Source organism: Pseudomonas mohnii, from assembly GCF_900105115.1.
GTDB lineage: Bacteria > Pseudomonadota > Gammaproteobacteria > Pseudomonadales > Pseudomonadaceae > Aquipseudomonas > Aquipseudomonas mohnii.
This window is the reverse complement of record NZ_FNRV01000001.1, coordinates 5,447,708-5,465,281: the sequence shown is the minus strand read 5'-3', so window position 1 is coordinate 5,465,281 and position 17,574 is coordinate 5,447,708. Positions and strand designations below refer to the sequence as shown.

General features: G+C 62.7%; 16 protein-coding genes. 15 read left to right on the top strand and 1 reads right to left on the bottom strand.

The features are described 5' to 3' along the window. The first annotated feature begins 12 nt into the window (after window positions 1-12). The 15 genes from paaF (at window position 13) to paaZ (ending at window position 16,558) form a co-directional block, all read left to right on the top strand. A complete protein-coding gene (paaF, locus tag BLV61_RS25550) occupies window positions 13-786 on the top strand; it encodes a 2,3-dehydroadipyl-CoA hydratase PaaF (protein WP_090468249.1) in 774 nt (257 codons plus the stop codon). 50 nt (window positions 787-836) lie between these two features. After that, a complete protein-coding gene (paaG, locus tag BLV61_RS25545; RefSeq protein WP_047527419.1) occupies window positions 837-1,628 on the top strand; it encodes a 2-(1,2-epoxy-1,2-dihydrophenyl)acetyl-CoA isomerase PaaG in 792 nt (263 codons plus the stop codon). 3 nt (window positions 1,629-1,631) lie between these two features. Then, entirely contained in the window at window positions 1,632-3,149 is a 1,518-nt protein-coding gene (gene paaH / locus BLV61_RS25540; protein WP_090468246.1) for a 3-hydroxyacyl-CoA dehydrogenase PaaH, read from the top strand. Next, the gene (gene paaI, locus BLV61_RS25535; RefSeq protein WP_047527417.1) at window positions 3,142-3,591 is read left to right on the top strand and encodes a hydroxyphenylacetyl-CoA thioesterase PaaI; all 450 of its coding nucleotides are present in this window, start codon (window positions 3,142-3,144) and stop codon (window positions 3,589-3,591) included. Before paaH ends, paaI begins: the two co-directional genes overlap by 8 nt. Continuing rightward, entirely contained in the window at window positions 3,584-4,795 is a 1,212-nt protein-coding gene (pcaF, locus tag BLV61_RS25530; protein ID WP_090468244.1) for a 3-oxoadipyl-CoA thiolase, read from the top strand. Before paaI ends, pcaF begins: the two co-directional genes overlap by 8 nt. 99 nt (window positions 4,796-4,894) lie before the next feature. Beyond that, window positions 4,895-6,220: a phenylacetate--CoA ligase PaaK gene (paaK, locus tag BLV61_RS25525; RefSeq protein WP_047527413.1), complete on the top strand. Its 1,326-nt coding sequence runs from the start codon at window positions 4,895-4,897 to the stop codon at window positions 6,218-6,220. A 1,087-nt stretch (window positions 6,221-7,307) separates the two neighbouring features. Further along, window positions 7,308-8,297 carry a 1,2-phenylacetyl-CoA epoxidase subunit PaaA gene (gene paaA, locus BLV61_RS25520; protein WP_047527409.1) on the top strand — a complete coding sequence of 330 codons (990 nt, stop codon included), beginning with the start codon at window positions 7,308-7,310 and terminating at the stop codon, window positions 8,295-8,297. Window positions 8,298-8,325: 28 nt separating this feature from the next. Next, window positions 8,326-8,607 carry a 1,2-phenylacetyl-CoA epoxidase subunit PaaB gene (gene paaB / locus BLV61_RS25515; RefSeq protein WP_007943393.1) on the top strand — a complete coding sequence of 94 codons (282 nt, stop codon included), beginning with the start codon at window positions 8,326-8,328 and terminating at the stop codon, window positions 8,605-8,607. An 8-nt stretch (window positions 8,608-8,615) separates the two neighbouring features. Continuing rightward, complete coding sequence (gene paaC, locus BLV61_RS25510) at window positions 8,616-9,377, top strand: 1,2-phenylacetyl-CoA epoxidase subunit PaaC (RefSeq protein WP_047527406.1); 762 nt, start codon at window positions 8,616-8,618, stop codon at window positions 9,375-9,377. Continuing rightward, window positions 9,364-9,897, top strand: coding sequence for a 1,2-phenylacetyl-CoA epoxidase subunit PaaD (gene paaD, locus BLV61_RS25505; protein ID WP_090468241.1), 534 nt, complete (start codon window positions 9,364-9,366; stop codon window positions 9,895-9,897). Before paaC ends, paaD begins: the two co-directional genes overlap by 14 nt. 33 nt (window positions 9,898-9,930) lie before the next feature. Then, a complete protein-coding gene (paaE, locus tag BLV61_RS25500) occupies window positions 9,931-11,007 on the top strand; it encodes a 1,2-phenylacetyl-CoA epoxidase subunit PaaE (protein WP_090468239.1) in 1,077 nt (358 codons plus the stop codon). Between the two features lie 183 nt (window positions 11,008-11,190). Beyond that, complete coding sequence (locus tag BLV61_RS25495; RefSeq protein WP_047527400.1) at window positions 11,191-11,499, top strand: DUF485 domain-containing protein; 309 nt, start codon at window positions 11,191-11,193, stop codon at window positions 11,497-11,499. Further along, window positions 11,496-13,142 carry a cation acetate symporter gene (locus tag BLV61_RS25490; RefSeq protein WP_090468236.1) on the top strand — a complete coding sequence of 549 codons (1,647 nt, stop codon included), beginning with the start codon at window positions 11,496-11,498 and terminating at the stop codon, window positions 13,140-13,142. Before BLV61_RS25495 ends, BLV61_RS25490 begins: the two co-directional genes overlap by 4 nt. Before the next feature lie 34 nt (window positions 13,143-13,176). Continuing rightward, window positions 13,177-14,430: an OprD family porin gene (locus tag BLV61_RS25485; RefSeq protein ID WP_047527396.1), complete on the top strand. Its 1,254-nt coding sequence runs from the start codon at window positions 13,177-13,179 to the stop codon at window positions 14,428-14,430. Between the two features lie 58 nt (window positions 14,431-14,488). After that, a complete protein-coding gene (gene paaZ, locus BLV61_RS25480) occupies window positions 14,489-16,558 on the top strand; it encodes a phenylacetic acid degradation bifunctional protein PaaZ (protein WP_090468234.1) in 2,070 nt (689 codons plus the stop codon). Between the two features lie 126 nt (window positions 16,559-16,684). Here the strand turns inward: paaZ and BLV61_RS25475 are convergent, their stop codons facing one another. Further along, the gene (locus BLV61_RS25475; protein WP_208604215.1) at window positions 16,685-17,536 is read right to left on the bottom strand and encodes a helix-turn-helix domain-containing protein; all 852 of its coding nucleotides are present in this window, start codon (window positions 17,534-17,536) and stop codon (window positions 16,685-16,687) included. Window positions 17,537-17,574: the final 38 nt, after the last annotated feature.

The window sequence follows — 17,574 nt, the reverse complement described above, 5'->3', positions numbered from 1 at the left end:
AGGGCATCCGCCATGCCTCTAACCCTTGCCGTCGAACTGATCGAGCCCGGCGTCCGCCTGATTACCCTGCAGCGCCCGCAAGCCCTGAACGCCCTGACCACCCAATTGCTGGGTGAGCTGGCCGACGAACTGAGCGCCGCACAAGCCGACCCCCAGACCCGCGCCGTGGTCCTCACCGGTAGCCGCAAGGCCTTCGCCGCTGGCGCCGACATCAAGGAAATGGCCGAACGCGACCTGGTCGGCATCCTCGACGATCCCCGCCAGGCTTCGTGGCAGGCGATCACCCGCTTCAGCAAACCACTGATCGCCGCCGTCAATGGCTTCGCCCTCGGCGGCGGCTGCGAACTGGCGATGCACGCCGACATCATCATTGCCGGTGAGGACGCCCGCTTCGGTCAGCCGGAAATCAACCTCGGGATCATGCCCGGCGCCGGTGGCACCCAACGCCTGCTGCGTGCCGTCGGCAAATCCATGGCCATGCAGATGGTCCTGACCGGCGAGCCGATCGATGCGCGCCAGGCCCAGCGCGCCGGGCTGGTCAGCGAAGTGACGCAACCGGAACTCACCGTTGAGCGCGCCCTGCAAATCGCCCGCAGCATTGCCGGCAAAGCCCCGCTGGCGGTGCGCCTGGCCAAGGAAGCGCTGCTCAAGGCCATGGACACCGACCTGTCCACCGGCCTGCGCTTCGAGCGCCATGCCTTCACCGTGCTGGCCGGCACCCGCGACCGCGAGGAAGGCATTGCCGCCTTCCAGGAAAAACGCACGCCGACCTTCACCGGCCAGTGATCACCCCGCCCCTTTTAAAAAAGAACGATCTCTCAGAGAGCGCCAAGACCATGAACTTCGAACACATTCTGTTTTCCATCGAGGCCGGCGTTGCCCTGCTCAGCCTCAATCGCCCGGACCAGCTCAACAGCTTCAACACGCAGATGCACGGCGAAGTGAAGGAAGCGCTCAAGCAAGTCCGGCAGAACCCGGACGTGCGCGTGCTGCTGCTGACCGGCGAAGGTCGTGGCTTCTGTGCCGGACAAGACCTCAGCGACCGTAATGTCGCACCGGGCAGCGCCGTGCCGGACCTGGGCGAATCCATCGAGAAGTTCTACAACCCGCTGATCCGCCAACTGCGCGACCTGCCGATGCCGGTGATCTGCGCGGTCAATGGCGTGGCGGCCGGCGCCGGCGCCAACATTCCGCTGGCCTGCGACCTGGTACTGGCGGCACGCTCGGCCAGTTTCATCCAGGCATTCTGCAAGATCGGCCTGATCCCTGACTCTGGCGGCACCTGGACCCTGCCGCGCCTGGTCGGCATGGCCCGCGCCAAGGCCCTCGCCCTGCTCGGCAATCGCCTGACCGCCGAACAGGCCGAGCAATGGGGGCTGATCTACCGCTGCGTGGAAGACGCTGAATTGCGCGACGAAGCGCTGAAGCTCGCGCAACACCTGGCCACGCAACCGACCTACGGTCTGGCCCTGATCAAGCGCAGCCTCAACGCCAGCCTGAGCAACAGCTTCGACGAACAGCTCGAACTGGAGCGCGATCTGCAACGCCTGGCCGGACGCAGCGAGGACTATCGCGAAGGCGTGAGTGCCTTCATGGAAAAACGCACCCCAAGCTTCAAGGGACGCTGAGCCATGACCGCACTGAACGTCAACGCACGCATCGCGGTGATCGGTGCCGGCGCCATGGGCGCCGGGATTGCACAGGTCGCGGCGCAGGCCGGTCACCCGGTGTTGCTGCTGGACAACCGCCCCGGCGCCGCCGCCCAGGCCATCGAAGGCATCGACCGGCAACTGGGCAAACGGGTCGAGAACGGCAAACTCTCGGCCGAGTCCCGCAGCGCCACGATTGCCCGTCTGCACGCAGTAGAAGCCATTGAAGCGCTGGCCGATTGCGAGCTGATCATCGAGGCCATCGTCGAGAACCTTGAGGTCAAACGCGCGCTGTTCCGGCAGCTGGAAGGCATCTGCGCCGAACACTGCATCCTGGCCAGCAACACGTCGTCGCTGTCGATCACCAGCATCGCCGCGCAACTTGATCACCCAAATCGCCTGCTCGGCCTGCACTTCTTCAACCCGGCGCCGGTCATGGCGCTGGTGGAAATCGTTTCCGGCCTGGCCAGCGATCCAACCCTGGCCGAGTGCCTGTACGAGACAGCCAAAGCCTGGGGCAAAAAACCGGTGCACACCCGTTCCACGCCGGGCTTCATCGTCAACCGCGTGGCCCGGCCGTTCTACGCCGAGAGCCTGCGCCTGTTGCAGGAAGGCGCCGCCGATTGCCCGACCCTGGATGCGCTGATGCGCGAGGCCGGCGGTTTTGCCATGGGTGCGTTCGAACTGACTGACCTGATCGGCCACGACGTCAACTATGCCGTGACCTGCTCGGTGTTCGATGCCTATTACAAGGACACCCGTTTCCTGCCTTCACTGATCCAGAAAGAACTGGTGGACGGCGGACGCCTGGGACGTAAAAGCGGCCAGGGTTTCTACAGCTACACCCAAGGCGCCGAACGTGCGCAAGCCGCTCAAATCAGCAGCGAAGCAACGATCGAGGTTTGCGCTGCTGAAGGCGACCTCGGCATTGCCCAGGGTTTGCTGGCGCGTTTGCGCGAACAAGGCGTCGAGATCATCCAGCGTGATGGCCTGGGCCTGCTGCGGGTCGGTGACGCGGTGCTGGCCTTGAGCGACGGGCGCATGGCCTGTCAGCGCGCCCGGGAAGACGGACTGCGCAACCTGATCCTGCTGGATCTGGCCCTCGATTACAGCAAGGCCCAACGCATCGCCATCAGCTGCGCGGCGGGCATCGATCCACTGGCCCTCGAACAAGGCGTCGCCCTGCTGCAACGGGCCGGTTTCAAGGTCAGCCTGCTCAGCGACAGCCCGGCCCTGGCGGTCCTGCGCACGGTGGCGATGCTGGCCAACGAGGCGGCGGATGCGCTGCTGCAAGGCGTGGCCTCGGCGGCCGACATCGATCTGGCCATGCGTGCCGGGGTCAATTACCCGCAAGGGCCGCTGGCCTGGGCCGATGCCATTGGCCTGGCACACATCGTTACCGTGCTGGACAACCTGCAAGCCGCCTACGGCGAAGAACGCTATCGCCCATCGCTGCTGTTGCGCCGTCGGGTCGCCGAAGGGAGAAACCTCCATGACTAATCACGAAGCCATGACCCTGGCCAGCGATTGCGCCCAGGCCCTGTTCCTGCGTGACAGCGCCAGCCAGGCCATGGGCATGCGCCTGCTGTCCGCCGGCCCCGGCTGCGCCCGGGTGGGCATGACCGTGCGCGCCGACATGCTCCAGGGCCACGGCACCTGCCACGGCGGCTACCTGTTCGCCCTCGCCGACTCGGCGTTCGCCTTTGCCTGCAACAGCTACAACGAAGCCACCGTGGCCATCGGTTGCAGCATCGACTACATCGCCCCGGCGCGCCTGGGCGACACGTTGAACGCCGATTGCACCGAGCAGAGCCGCTCGGGTCGCACCGGCAACTACGACGTACGCATTGAAAACCAACAGGGCCAGTTGATCGCCCTGTTCCATGGCAAATCCTACAAAGTGCGCGGCCCGGTGCTGACGCAGGAGAACCCGAATGAATGACGCCCTGATCATCGATGCGGTACGGACCCCGATCGGTCGCTACGCCGGAGTCTTGAGCAGCGTGCGCGCCGACGACCTCGGCGCGGTGCCCCTGCGCGAACTGCTGCGGCGTCACCCGCAAGTGGACTGGAGCAGTGTCGATGACGTGATCTACGGCTGCGCCAACCAGGCCGGCGAAGACAACCGCAACGTCGCGCGCATGTCGGCGCTGTTGGCCGGGTTGCCCGTCAGCGTGCCCGGCACCACCCTCAATCGCCTGTGCGGTTCCGGGCTGGATGCGGTCGGCACGGCGGCGCGCGCCATTCGCAGTGGCGAGGCCGGGTTGATGCTGGTCGGCGGCGTCGAATCGATGTCCCGCGCACCGCTGGTGATGGGCAAGGCCGAGCAGGCGTTTTCCCGCCAGGCGGAGATTTTCGATACCACCATCGGCTGGCGCTTCGTCAATCCGTTGATGAAAAAGGCCTTCGGCATCGATTCCATGCCGGAAACCGCAGAGAACGTGGCCGAACAGTTCAACATCTCCCGCGCCGACCAGGACGCTTTCGCCCTGCGCAGCCAGCAACGGGCCGCTGCCGCCCAGGCTAATGGACGCCTGGCCAGGGAAATCGTCGCGGTAGAAATCCCCCAGCGCAAAGGCCCGGCCAAAGTGGTCGAGCAGGATGAACACCCGCGCGGCGACACTACCCTTGAGCAGTTGGCCAAACTCGGCACGCCGTTCCGCGAAGGCGGCAGCATCACCGCCGGCAACGCTTCCGGGGTCAACGACGGTGCCTGTGCGCTGTTACTGGCCAGCCCGGAAGTCGCCAAGCGTCACGGCCTGACCGCTCGCGGCCGGGTGGTGGCGATGGCCACTGCCGGGGTCGAGCCACGCATCATGGGCATCGGTCCGGTGCCGGCGACGCGCAAGGTGCTGGAACTGGCCAACCTGAGCCTGGCGGACATGGACGTCATCGAACTCAACGAAGCCTTTGCCGCACAAGGCCTGGCGGTGCTGCGCGAACTGGGCTTGAGCGACACCGATCCACGGGTCAACCCCAACGGTGGCGCGATTGCCCTCGGCCATCCACTGGGCATGAGCGGCGCGCGCCTGGTGACCACGGCCCTGCATGAGCTTGAGGAACGGAGTGGCCGCTATGCCCTGTGCACCATGTGCATCGGCGTCGGCCAAGGGATCGCGCTGATCATCGAGCGACTCTCCCACTAAAGAACCGCGATTCCCGGGGAGCCGAGAGGTATCCTTGGGTCATGCACTCAAAGCCCCTGTGCAAAGGGGCTGGAACACAAAAACAATTCGAGTGAAGTCATGAACATGCCAATTGCCCAATCCGTGCTTGATCCTGTGCTGGACCCGCTGGAAACCGCCAGCATCGACGAGTTGCGTCAACATCAGCTGGATCGCCTGCGCTGGAGCCTCAAGCACGCCTACGAGAACGTGCCGCTGTACCGCCAGCGTTTCGATGCCCTGGGCGTGCACCCGGACGACATCCAGTCTCTCGAAGACCTGGCGAAATTCCCGTTCACCACCAAGTCCGACCTGCGTGACAACTACCCGTACGGCATGTTCGCCGTGCCGATGCATGACATCGTTCGCCTGCACGCCTCCAGCGGCACCACCGGCAAACCGACCGTCGTCGGCTACACCCAGAACGACATCGACACCTGGGCCAACGTGGTCGCCCGCTCGATTCGTGCCGCGGGCGGACGTCGCGGCGACAAGGTGCATATTTCCTATGGCTACGGCCTGTTCACCGGCGGCCTCGGCGCGCATTACGGTGCCGAACGCCTGGGTTGCACGGTGATCCCGATGTCCGGCGGCCAGACCGAGAAACAAGTGCAACTGATCAAGGATTTCCAGCCGGACATCATCATGGTCACGCCGTCCTACATGCTCAACATCGCCGATGAAATCGAGCGCCAGGGCATCGACCCGCACAAACTGGCCCTGCGCCTGGGCATCTTCGGCGCCGAGCCATGGACCGCCGAACTGCGCAGCGCCATCGAAACACGCCTGGGCATCACCGCCCTGGACATCTACGGCCTCTCGGAAATCATGGGCCCGGGTGTCGCCATGGAATGCGCCGAGTCCAAGGACGGCCCGACCATCTGGGAAGACCACTTCTACCCGGAAATCATCGACCCGGTCACCGGCGAGGTGCTGCCGGACGGCCAAATGGGCGAACTGGTGTTCACCTCCCTGAGCAAAGAAGCCCTGCCGATGATCCGCTACCGCACCCGCGACCTGACGCGCCTGCTGCCGGGCACCGCAAGGCCAATGCGACGCATCGACAAAATCACCGGACGCAGCGATGACATGCTGATCATCCGTGGGGTCAACGTTTTCCCGACGCAGATCGAAGAACAGGTGCTGAAAGTCAAACAACTGGCCGAGTGCTACGAGATCCATCTGTATCGCAATGGCAACCTGGACAGCGTCGATGTCCATGTCGAGTTGAAGGCCGAACATCAGCACTTGAGCGATGAACAGCAGAAGGCTGTTTGCGGGGAACTGAGCAAGCACATCAAGACCTATATCGGGATCAGTTCGCGGATTGTTTTGCAGCCTTTCCACTCGATCAAACGTTCAGAGGGCAAGGCTTGCCACGTGATGGACAAGCGCCCGAAAGCATGACTGCTGCACCCCTTATGGCCCCGCTTTTGCGGGGTTTTTTTTTGGTTTTTTTTGATGTATGTCCATCAGCTTTTCTGTGGGAGCGAGCCTGCTCGCGAAAAACGCCGGGACAACGCGGGCATTCAGACAGCCCGCGTCATCGTTACCCTCCATCGCGAGCGGGCTCGCTCCCACAGGGTTTGCGTTGTCTCTGTAGGAGCGAGCCTGCTCGCGAAAAACGTCATGACAACGCGGGCATTCAGACAACCCACGTCATCGTTATCCTCCATCGCGAGCAGGCTCGCTCCTACAGGGTTTGCATTGTCTCCGTAGGAGCGAGCCTGCTCGCGAAAAACGTCATGACAACGCGGGCATTCAGATAGCCCGCGTCATCGTTACCCACCATCGCGAGCAGGCTCGCTCCCACAGGGTTTGCATTGTCTCTGTAGGAGCGAGCCTGCTCGCGAAAAACGCCGGGACAACGCGGGCATTCAGACAGTCCGCGTCATCGTTACCCACCATCGCGAGCGGGCTCGCTCCTACAGGGTTTGCGTTGTCTCTGTAGGAGCGAGCCTGCTCGCGAAAAACGCCGGGACAACGCGGGCATTCAGACAGCCCGAGTCATCTTTACCCACCATCGCGAGCGGGCTCGCTCCCACAGGGTTTGCGTTGTCTCTGTAGGAGCGAGCCTGCTCGCGAAAAACGCCGGGACAACGCGGGCATTCAGACAGCCCGCGTCATCGTTACCCACCATCGCGAGCAGGCTCGCTCCCACAGGGTTTGCGTTGTCTCTGTAGGAGCGAGCCTGCTCGCGAAAAACGTCAGGACAACGCGGGCATTCAGACAGCCCGCGTCGTCGTTATCCACCATCGCGAGCGGGCTCGCTCCTACAGGGGGCGCGTTACGTTCTTCCAAATGGTTCGCCTGAACGGCGAAACCGCCAGCCGCCGTTACCGAAGAAATGGATATACCCCCAAAACCAAGCTTCCCTCCCCCCAAAGCGATACAAAAAACAAATACGACACATCATTTTGTGTTTGATATAAATTTCCGTATCGCTTATAAAGTTCTCCATGCCCTCGAACAGATTCACGGCGGGAGACCCCCAATGTACGCACAGCTCGTAGAAACAGGCGTAAAGCGCATCAAAGACCTGTCGGAAATGTCCGATCAGGAACGCGCCTTTCAGGAAAAAATCGATTCAGAAATCAAGATCGAAGCCAAGAACTGGATGCCAGATGCCTACCGGCAAACCCTGATCCGGCAGATTTCCCAGCACGCCCACTCCGAAATCGTCGGCATGCTGCCCGAAGGCAACTGGGTCACCCGCGCGCCGACGCTCAAACGCAAACTGCAATTGATGGCCAAGATTCAGGACGAAGCCGGTCACGGCTTGTATCTGTACAGCGCCATGGAAACCCTGGGCGCCGACCGCGATGAGGAAATCGCCAAGCTGCACAGCGGCAAGGCCAAGTATTCGAGCATCTTCAACTACCCGACGCTGAACTGGGCCGACATGGGCGCAGTGGGCTGGCTGGTGGATGGCGCGGCGATCGTTAACCAGGTGGTTTTGCAGCGCACCTCCTACGGCCCCTACTCCCGGGCCATGGTGCGTATCTGCAAGGAAGAGAGCTTCCACCAGCGCCAGGGCTACGAAATCCTCCTGACCATGATGCGCCACGGCAATCAGGCACAAAAAGACATGGTCCAGGATGCGATCAACCGCCTGTGGTGGCCGTCGCTGATGATGTTCGGTCCAAGCGACGAACACTCGCCCAACAGCGCCCAGTCCATGGCCTGGAAAATCAAGCGCCAGAGCAACGACGAACTGCGCCAGCGCTTCATCGACCAGACCATCCCGCAACTCGAGCTGCTGGGCTGCACCTGCCCCGATCCGGACCTGAAGTGGAACGCCGAGCGCGGCCACTACGATTTCGGCGAGATCCAGTGGAGCGAATTCTACGAAGTGCTCAAGGGCAACGGCCCGTGCAACCAGGAACGCGTCGCCACCCGCCGCAAGGCGATTGAGGACGGTGCCTGGGTTCGTGAAGCCGCCGTCGCCCACGCCCGCAAAAAACAAAACAAGAACGCCGCCTGATTCGGCCACCTGATGTGGAGTAATTGAAATGTCCGAGTGGACCCTCTTTGAAGTCTTCGTGCGCAGCAAGCACGGCCTCAACCACAAGCACGTCGGCAGCGTGCATGCCGCCGACACCACCATGGCCATCGAGAACGCGCGCGAGCTCTACACCCGTCGTAGCGAAGGCGTCAGCCTGTGGGTCGTGCCATCGGCGCTGATCACCGCCTCCTCCCCGGATGAAAAAGACCCGCTGTTCGATCCGTCGGACGACAAGGTTTACCGCCACGCCAGCTTCTACGAGCTGCCGGCCGAAGTCGGGCACATGTGAGGTCGACCATGAATAACAAGACCGATCTGATCGAATACCTGCTGCGCCTCGGCGACAGCGCCCTGATCCAGGGCCAGCGTCTGTGCCAATGGTGTGGCAAGGCCCCGGCCCTGGAAGAAGAGCTTGCGCTAATGAATGTCGGCCTCGACCTGGTGGGCCAGGCGCGCAACTGGCTGGACTATGCCGCCGAATTGCTCAACGACGGTCGCGACGCCGACGACCTGGCGTTCCGTCGCGACGAGCGCGCCTACCGCAACCTGCTGCTGGTGGAGCAACCCAACGGCGATTACGCGGTGACGATCCTCAAGCAGTTCCTGTATGACGCCTGGCACCTGCAAGTGCTGAGCGGCCTGAGCCAGTCCAGCGATGAACGCATCGCCGGGATCGCCGCCAAAGCCGTGAAGGAAGTCACCTATCATCTGCGCCGCTCCGGCGAGTGGGTCGAACGCCTGGGTGACGGCACCGAGGAAAGCCACAAACGCATGCTGGCAGCGATCCCCGAGGTCTGGCGTTTCACCGTCGAACTGACCAGCGCCGACGACAGCGAACAACGCCTGCACGCGGCCGGCATCACCCCGGACACCGCGCAAGTCGCCGCCGCCTGGCAAGCCAAGGTCAACGAAATCTTCGCCAGCGCCACCCTGCCCGTGCCTGCCGCGCCCAGCTATTTCTACCTCAATGCACGCAAGGGCCTGCACACCGAACACTTGGGCATCCTGCTGGCCGAGATGCAATTCCTGCCACGAGCGTACCCCGATGCAACCTGGTGAGCTGATCGCCAGCGACCTCGGCGCCCGGCCGGCACAACCGACCGACCTGGCTGCTGCGTGGGCGATCCTCGCCGAGGTCATGGACCCGGAAGTGCCGGTGGTCAGCGTGGTCGACCTGGGCATCGTCCGCGATCTCGATTGGCAGGCCGGCCATCTGCATGTGGTGGTCACACCGACCTACTCCGGCTGCCCGGCCACCGAAGTGATCGAAGGCGATATTCGCCAGGCGCTGGAACAGGCCGGTTTCCAGGCGCCGCAACTCGAGCGCCGGTTGACCCCGGCCTGGACCACCGACTGGATCACTGACAGCGGCCGCGAACGCCTGCGCGCCTATGGCATCGCACCGCCCGAAGGCAGTACCAGCAAGCGCAGCCTGCTCGGTGAAAGCCCGGTGATCCTCTGTCCGCAATGCGGCAGCGCCCACACCGAAGTGCTCAGCGAGTTCGGTTCCACCGCGTGCAAGGCGCTGTATCGCTGCGTCGATTGCCGGGAACCGTTCGACTATTTCAAGTGCATCTGAGCGGCAATCGGCCGTCCCAGCTGGAGAACAACAATGAGTAAATTTCACAGCCTGACCATCAAGGACGTGCGCACCGAGACCCGTGACGCGGTGTCCATCGCCTTCGAAATTCCGCAACACCTGCAGGACAGTTTTCACTTCACCCAGGGCCAGCACCTGGTGATGCGCACCCATCTGGACGGCGAAGAAGTGCGTCGCTCGTACTCGATCTGCACCGGGGTCAACGACGGTGAACTGCGTGTCGCCATCAAGCGCGTGGCCGGCGGGCGCTTTTCCGCCTTTGCCAACGAACAGTTGAAGGCCGGGCACAGTCTGGAAGTGATGCCGCCTGCCGGGCATTTCTGCGTCGAACTCGATCCGGCGCGCCACGGCCACTACCTGGCGGTCGCGGCGGGCAGCGGCATCACGCCGATCCTGTCGATCATCAAGACCACCCTGGAAACCGAGCCGCATAGCCGCGTCACCCTGCTGTACGGCAACCGTTCAAGCTCCGGCGCCTTGTTCCGCGAACAGCTTGAGGATTTGAAGAACCGTTACCTGCAACGGTTGAACCTGATCTTCGTGTTCAGCCGCGAGCAGCAGGATGTCGACCTGTACAACGGCCGGATCAACGCCGAGAAATGCGAGCAATTGTTCAGCCGCTGGATCGATGTCAAAGCCCTCGACGCCGCCTTCATCTGCGGCCCGCAGGAAATGACCGAGACCGTACGCGACAGCCTCAACGCCAAGGGTATGGCGCCTGAACGCATCCACTTCGAACTGTTCGCCGCCGCTGGCAGCCAGCAAAAACGTCAGGCCCGCGAAGCCGCGCGCCAGGTCGACGCCGCCGTCAGCCAGATCACCGTGATCAGCGACGGCCGCGCCCTCGCCTTCGACCTGCCACGCAACAGCCAGAGCATCCTCGACGCCGGCAACGCCCAAGGCGCCGAACTGCCTTACTCGTGCAAGGCCGGCGTGTGCTCGACCTGCAAATGCAAGGTCATCGAGGGCGAAGTGGAAATGGACAGCAACCACGCCCTGGAAGACTACGAAGTGGCCGCCGGCTATGTGCTGTCGTGCCAGGCGTTTCCGGTGAGCGACAAGGTGGTGCTGGATTTCGATCAGCTCTAACCCCCAACCGCCTCCCCTGCAGGAGCGAGCCTGCTCGCGAAGAACCTGAGAGCAACGCGTGTATCCAGACTACACGCGTCATCGTTCACGGCCATCGCGAGCAGGCTCGCTCCCACAGTTGTTCAGTGATCAACCCGAATACACCGTTACACCCAAAACAAAAACAACAAAGGAGCTCGCGTCATGACCCCCCAGGAAATAGAACTCATCGGCCAGCACCCGGATTTCATCCAGCTGGTTCGTCGCAAACAGAAACTGTACTGGTCACTGAGCCTGGCCATGCTGGTGATCTATTACGGCTTTGTGCTGCTGGTGGCTTTCTCCCCTTCTACCCTCGGCCAATCCCTCAACGGCGGCGTGACCAGCGTGGGCATGCTGGTGGGTGTAGTGATCGTGGTGCTGGCCTTTGCACTGACCGGTTTCTATGTCTATCGCGCCAACCACGTGATCGATCCGCTGAATGAAAAACTCAAGCAGGAGTGCGCCCGATGAGCCGTCTTCTCGCGATGTTCCTGCTGCCGCTGGCGGTGGTCACTGATTTTGCCGTGGCCGCCGACGGCGCGTCCCGGCCAATGAACTGGAACGCCATCGGCATGTTCCTGGTGTTCGTGCTGTTCACCTTCGGCGTGACGCGCTGGGCGGCACGGCGTACTCGCTCCGCCAGCGATTTCTACACCGCCGGCGGTGGCATGACCGGCTTTCAGAACGGTCTGGCGATTGCCGGCGACATGATCTCGGCGGCGTCCTTCCTCGGCATCTCCGCGATGATGTTCCTCAATGGTTATGACGGTTTGCTGTACGCCCTGGGCGTATTGGCGGGCTGGCCGATCATTCTGTTTTTGATCGCCGAGCGCCTGCGCAACCTCGGCAAATACACCTTTGCCGACGTGGTTTCCTATCGCCTGGAACAAACCCCGGTGCGCCTGACTTCGGCGTTCGGCACTCTCACAGTGGCGTTGATGTACCTGGTGGCACAAATGGTCGGCGCCGGCAAACTGATCGAATTGCTGTTCGGCATCGATTACCTCTACGCGGTCATGCTGGTCGGCGTGCTGATGGTGTTCTACGTGACCTTCGGCGGCATGCTCGCCACCACTTGGGTACAAATCATCAAAGCCGTGATGCTGCTGTTCGGCACCACGTTCATGGCGTTCATGGTGCTCAAGCATTTTGGTTTCAGCACCGAAGCGATGTTCGCCGGCGCCACCGCCGTGCATGCCAAGGGCAACGCCATCATGGCGCCCGGCGGGCTGCTGTCGAACCCGATCGATGCGATCTCGCTGGGGCTGGGCATGATGTTCGGCACCGCCGGCCTGCCGCATATCCTGATGCGCTTCTTCACCGTCAGCGATGCCAAGGAAGCGCGTAAAAGCGTGTTCTACGCCACCGGTTTCATCGGCTATTTCTACTTGCTGCTGATCATCGTCGGCTTCGGCGCGATCGTCATGGTCGGCACCGACCCGGCGTTCCGTGACGCCAGCGGCGCGATCATCGGCGGCGGCAACATGATCGCCGTACACCTGGCGCAAGCCGTGGGCGGCAACCTGTTCCTCGGCTTCATCTCGGCCGTGGCCTTCGCCACCATTCTGGCGGTGGTCGCGGGGCTGGCATTGTCCGGCGCATCGGCGGTGTCCCACGATTTGTATGCCTGCGTGATGCGCAAGGGTCAGGCCACCGAGCAGCAGGAAATTCGCGTGTCGCGCATTGCCACGCTGTGCATCGGCGTTCTGGCAATCATCCTCGGTCTGTTGTTCGAGTCGCAGAACATTGCGTTCCTGTCCGGGCTGGTCCTGGCCATCGCCGCGTCGGTGAACTTCCCGGTGCTGTTCCTCTCGATGTACTGGAAAGGCCTGACCACCCGTGGCGCAGTGACCGGCAGTCTGGCGGGGCTGGTCTCGGCGATTGTCCTGCTGATCCTGAGCCCGGCGGTATGGGTCAACGTGCTGCATCACGACAAGGCCCTGTTCCCTTACTCCAACCCGGCGCTGTTTTCCATGAGCCTGGCCTTCTTCAGTGCCTGGGTGTTTTCGGTCACCGACACCTCGCCCCGTGCCTCCCTTGAACGCGGCCGTTACCTGGCGCAGTTCATCCGTTCAATGACCGGAATCGGTGCCTCCGGCGCCAGCAATCACTAAACGACAATCGATCTGATGGCAGGGAACAAAAATAATGAAGCCCGCGCGTACCGCCTCCTACGAATCACTGTTTTCGCTGGCCGCCGCATTGAGTCTGCCCATGGTCGCCACCAGCGCCATGGCCGACTTCATCGACGATAGCAAGGCCCGCATTGAAATGCGCAACCACTACATCAATCGCGATTTCCGCCAGGACAACGCACCACAATCCAAGGCTGAAGAATGGGCCCAGGGGTTCACCGCGCGCATCGAGTCCGGGTTCACCGAAGGCACATTCGGCTTCGGTCTCGACGCGTTGGGGGAGTTGGGGCTGAAACTCGATTCCAGCCCGGATCGCCGGGGTACCGGGTTGCTGCCCTACGGCCCGAACAGCCACGAACCGGCGGACGAGTACAGCCAACTGGGGCTGACCGGCAAGCTGCGAGTTTCCAAAAGTGTGCTGAAGCTCGGCACCCTGCAACCCTTGTTGCCGGTGGCGACCTACAACGACACCCGCCTGCTGGCGTCGACCTTCGAGGGCGGCCTGCTCACCAGCCAGGAAATCAGTGGCCTGACAGTGAACACCGGACGCCTGACCAAGACCAATCTGCGGGATTCCTCCAGCAACGATGACATCGGCTACGGCACCGCCACCAGTGATCACTTCGACTTTGCCGGCGGCAGCTACGCCTTCAGCCCGCAACTGAACCTGAGCTACTACTACGGCAAGCTCGATCAGATTTATCGCCAGCAGTTCGTCGGGCTGGTGCACACCCAACCGCTGGGCAACGGCTTCAACCTGCGCAGCGACCTGCGCTATTTCGACAGCCGGGGTGATGGCGCCGAGCGGGCCGGGCGTATCGACAATCGCAATTTCAACAGCATGTTCACCGTGTCCCACGGTGCCCACAAGGTCAGTGCCACGTACCAGCAGTTGTCTGGCGACAGTGCCTTTCCGTTCCTCAACGGCGGCGACCCGTACGTGGTCAACCTGGTGACCTACAACACCTACACCCGCGCGGACGAGGACTCCTGGCAGCTGCGTTACGACTATGACTTCGCGGCGCAAGGCATCCCCGGCCTGACCTTCATGACGCGCTACACCGACGGTCGCCACGTCAAGGCCGGCAGCGTCGACAACGGTCGCGAGCGGGAGCGCGACACCGACATCAGTTACGTCATTCAGAGCGGCGTGTTCAAGGACGTCAGCCTGCGCTGGCGCAACGTGACCTTCCGTTCCGGCAATGGCTTGAAAACCGCCATCGATGAGAACCGGCTGATTGTCGGTTACACCCTGGCGCTTTGGTAATCCCTGAAAAGCGCGGTTGCGGCCGCGCCAACACCTTTCATAATCTGGAGCAATCGTGATGTCCTCTTCACCTGCACTGCACGCCCCCACCCTGCAAAGTTTCATCGCCGGCCGCTGGATCGGCCAACACGGCGCCCAGGTGCTGCGCAGCGCTATCGACGGCCATGAAATCGCCCGTACCCACGAAGAGCGCCCGGACTTCGCCGAAGCCATCGAACATGGCCGTCGCCAGGGTGTCAGCGCACTGATGGCGCTGGACTTCCAGCAGCGTGCCCAGCGCCTCAAGGCCCTGGCCCTGTACCTGGCCGAACGCAAGGAACAGCTCTACGCGATCTCCCACCACAGCGGCGCCACCCGCGCCGACAGCTGGATCGACATCGAAGGCGGCAACAGCACGCTCTTCACCTACGCCGGCCTCGGTTCGCGGGAACTGCCGTCGGGCAACGTCGTCCATGAAGGCCCGGCCCTGCAGCTGAGCAAAATGGGCACCTTCGCCGGCACCCACATCCTCGTGCCTCGGGGCGGCGTGGCGGTGCACATCAACGCCTTCAACTTCCCGATCTGGGGCATGCTGGAAAAATTCGCCCCGAGCTTCCTCGCCGGCATGCCATGCATCGTCAAACCGGCCAGCGCCACCAGCTACCTGACCGAAGCCGTGGTGCGTCTGATGGACGAATCCGGCTTGCTGCCAGCGGGTAGCCTGCAACTGATCATCGGCGGTACCGGCGATCTGCTCGACCGCCTGCAAGGCCAGGACGTGGTGACCTTCACCGGTTCCGCCGACACCGCGGCCAAGCTACGGGTCAACCCGAACCTGATTCGCAACTCGGTGCCGTTCACCGCCGAAGCCGACTCGCTGAACTGCGCGATCCTGGCCCCGGATGTCACCCCGGACGACGAAGAGTTCGAGCTGTTCATCAAGGAAGTCGCCCGGGAAATGACCACCAAGGCCGGGCAGAAATGCACCGCCATTCGCCGTGCCATCGTCCCGGCCAAACACATCGATGCCGTGGCCACCCGCCTGCGCGATCGCCTGGCCAAAGTGGTGGTCGGCGACCCGTCGGTGGAAGGTGTGCGCATGGGTGCGCTGGCGTCCCACGATCAACAGAAAGACGTGACCGAGCGCCTGGAAGCGCTGTTGCAGAGCAGCGACATGCTGTTCGGCGCCCGTGACGGCTTCGAACCGCGCGGTGAGAACGTGAGTCAAGGTGCGTTCTTCGCCCCGACCCTGTTGCAGGCTCGCGACCCGCACGCCGAAGGCGGCGCCCACGATATCGAAGCCTTCGGTCCGGTCAGCACCTTGATGGCCTATGACGATCTCGACGAAGCCCTGGCCCTGGCCGCACGCGGCAAAGGCAGCCTGGTGGCCAGCCTGGTAACCAAGGATCCGCAGATTGCCGCCAAGGCGATTCCGGTGGCCGCTGCGTTGCACGGGCGCTTGCTGGTGCTGGATCGCCACTGCGCGGGCGAATCCACCGGTCACGGCTCGCCGCTGCCGCAACTCAAGCATGGCGGCCCCGGTCGTGCCGGTGGCGGTGAAGAACTGGGCGGCCTGCGTGCGGTGAAGCACTACCTGCAACGCGCGGCGGTACAGGGTTCGCCCACCATGCTCGCGGCGGTGACCGGTGAATACGTGCGTGGCGCCAACGTGATCGAAACCGACGTGCACCCGTTCCGTCGTTACTTCCAGGACCTGCAGATCGGCGAGTCGCTGCTGACTCACCGCCGTACCGTCACCGAAGCGGATCTGGTGAACTTCGGCTGCCTGTCGGGGGATCACTTCTACATGCACTTCGACGACATCGCCGCCAAGGAATCGCAGTTCGGCAAGCGCATCGCCCACGGTTATTTCGTGCTGTCGGCCGCCGCCGGTCTGTTCGTATCCCCAGGCGTCGGCCCGGTACTGGCCAACTACGGCCTGGACACCTTGCGCTTCATCAACCCGGTGGGCATCGGCGACACCATCCAGGCACGCCTGACCTGCAAACGCAAAATCGACCAGGGCAAAATGAGCCCGCAAGGCGTCCCGCAAGGGGTGGTGGCGTGGGACGTGGAAGTCACCAACCAGTTGGGTGAACTGGTGGCCAGCTACGACATTTTGACCTTGGTGGTTAAACGCGAGGACTGATGCAACACCTGTAGGAGCGAGCTCGCTCGCGATGGACGTGAATAATGGCGCGCGCTTTCTGGATGAACGCGGTGCTCTCAGGTTCTTCGCGAGCAAGCTCGCTCCTACATTGGCTCTGCGTTGTAGTCAGTGCTTGCGCAACCACTCAATAAACAACGCAAACAACTCCGACTGCGAACCCACTTCCAGTTTCAGGTACAGATTCTTGCGGTGCATGCGCACGGTTTCCGGGGAGATGCCCATCTGGCTGGCGGTGGATTTCACCGAGTGGCCGCGAAGCACCATGTGCGCCACTTCCCGCTCACGCTCGGTCAGCACGTCGCAGCCGAATTGTTCGAATGCCGACTGCACCCGGTGCTTGAGATCATCACGCAGGCCTTGATCGTTATTGCTCTGGATTTCGTGACTGCGAAGCAGGCCACGCTGACTGAACTCGCTGACAAATTCGCGCACCAGCGGTTCGACGGCGTGCAGCAGGTTCAGCTGATCGACCCGCAGGCATTCACCCCCGAAACCCTGGAAGAGGCTGACGGAGATCTTGGTGTCGTTGCCCGTATCGACGATGTAGTAACTGTCTTCCGAACAACCCGCCTTCAGGTAATAGGACTTGTAGTAGTCACTGTCGAAGAAGTTGTCCGGGGCGATTTCCTCCAGGTGATAGAAGCCTTGCGCCAGGCCATGCTCCACCGCCAGGCAAAACGGGTCGAGCAGGTAGCCCCCGGAAAAATAGCGGTCGAGAATCGAGACCTGGTACTCCTGGGCAATACCGCGCTGGTGCAGCAACCGGGGCGCGCGGTCCTTGCGCTCCAGGCTGATCATCATCGACTCGATGGACACCAGCTGCGCCAAGGCTGACGCCAGGTATTGCAGGGCGTCAGGCTCGTCGACATGGGCGAATGCCTCGCGCATGCCCCCATGCCATTTGTGCAACGCCCCGAAGGGCATTGCGATCAGTGTGTCGTCGTCTGGTTTGCTCATGCCCCGCAGTCTAGCGGGTGTGCAAGCCCTTGGTAAAA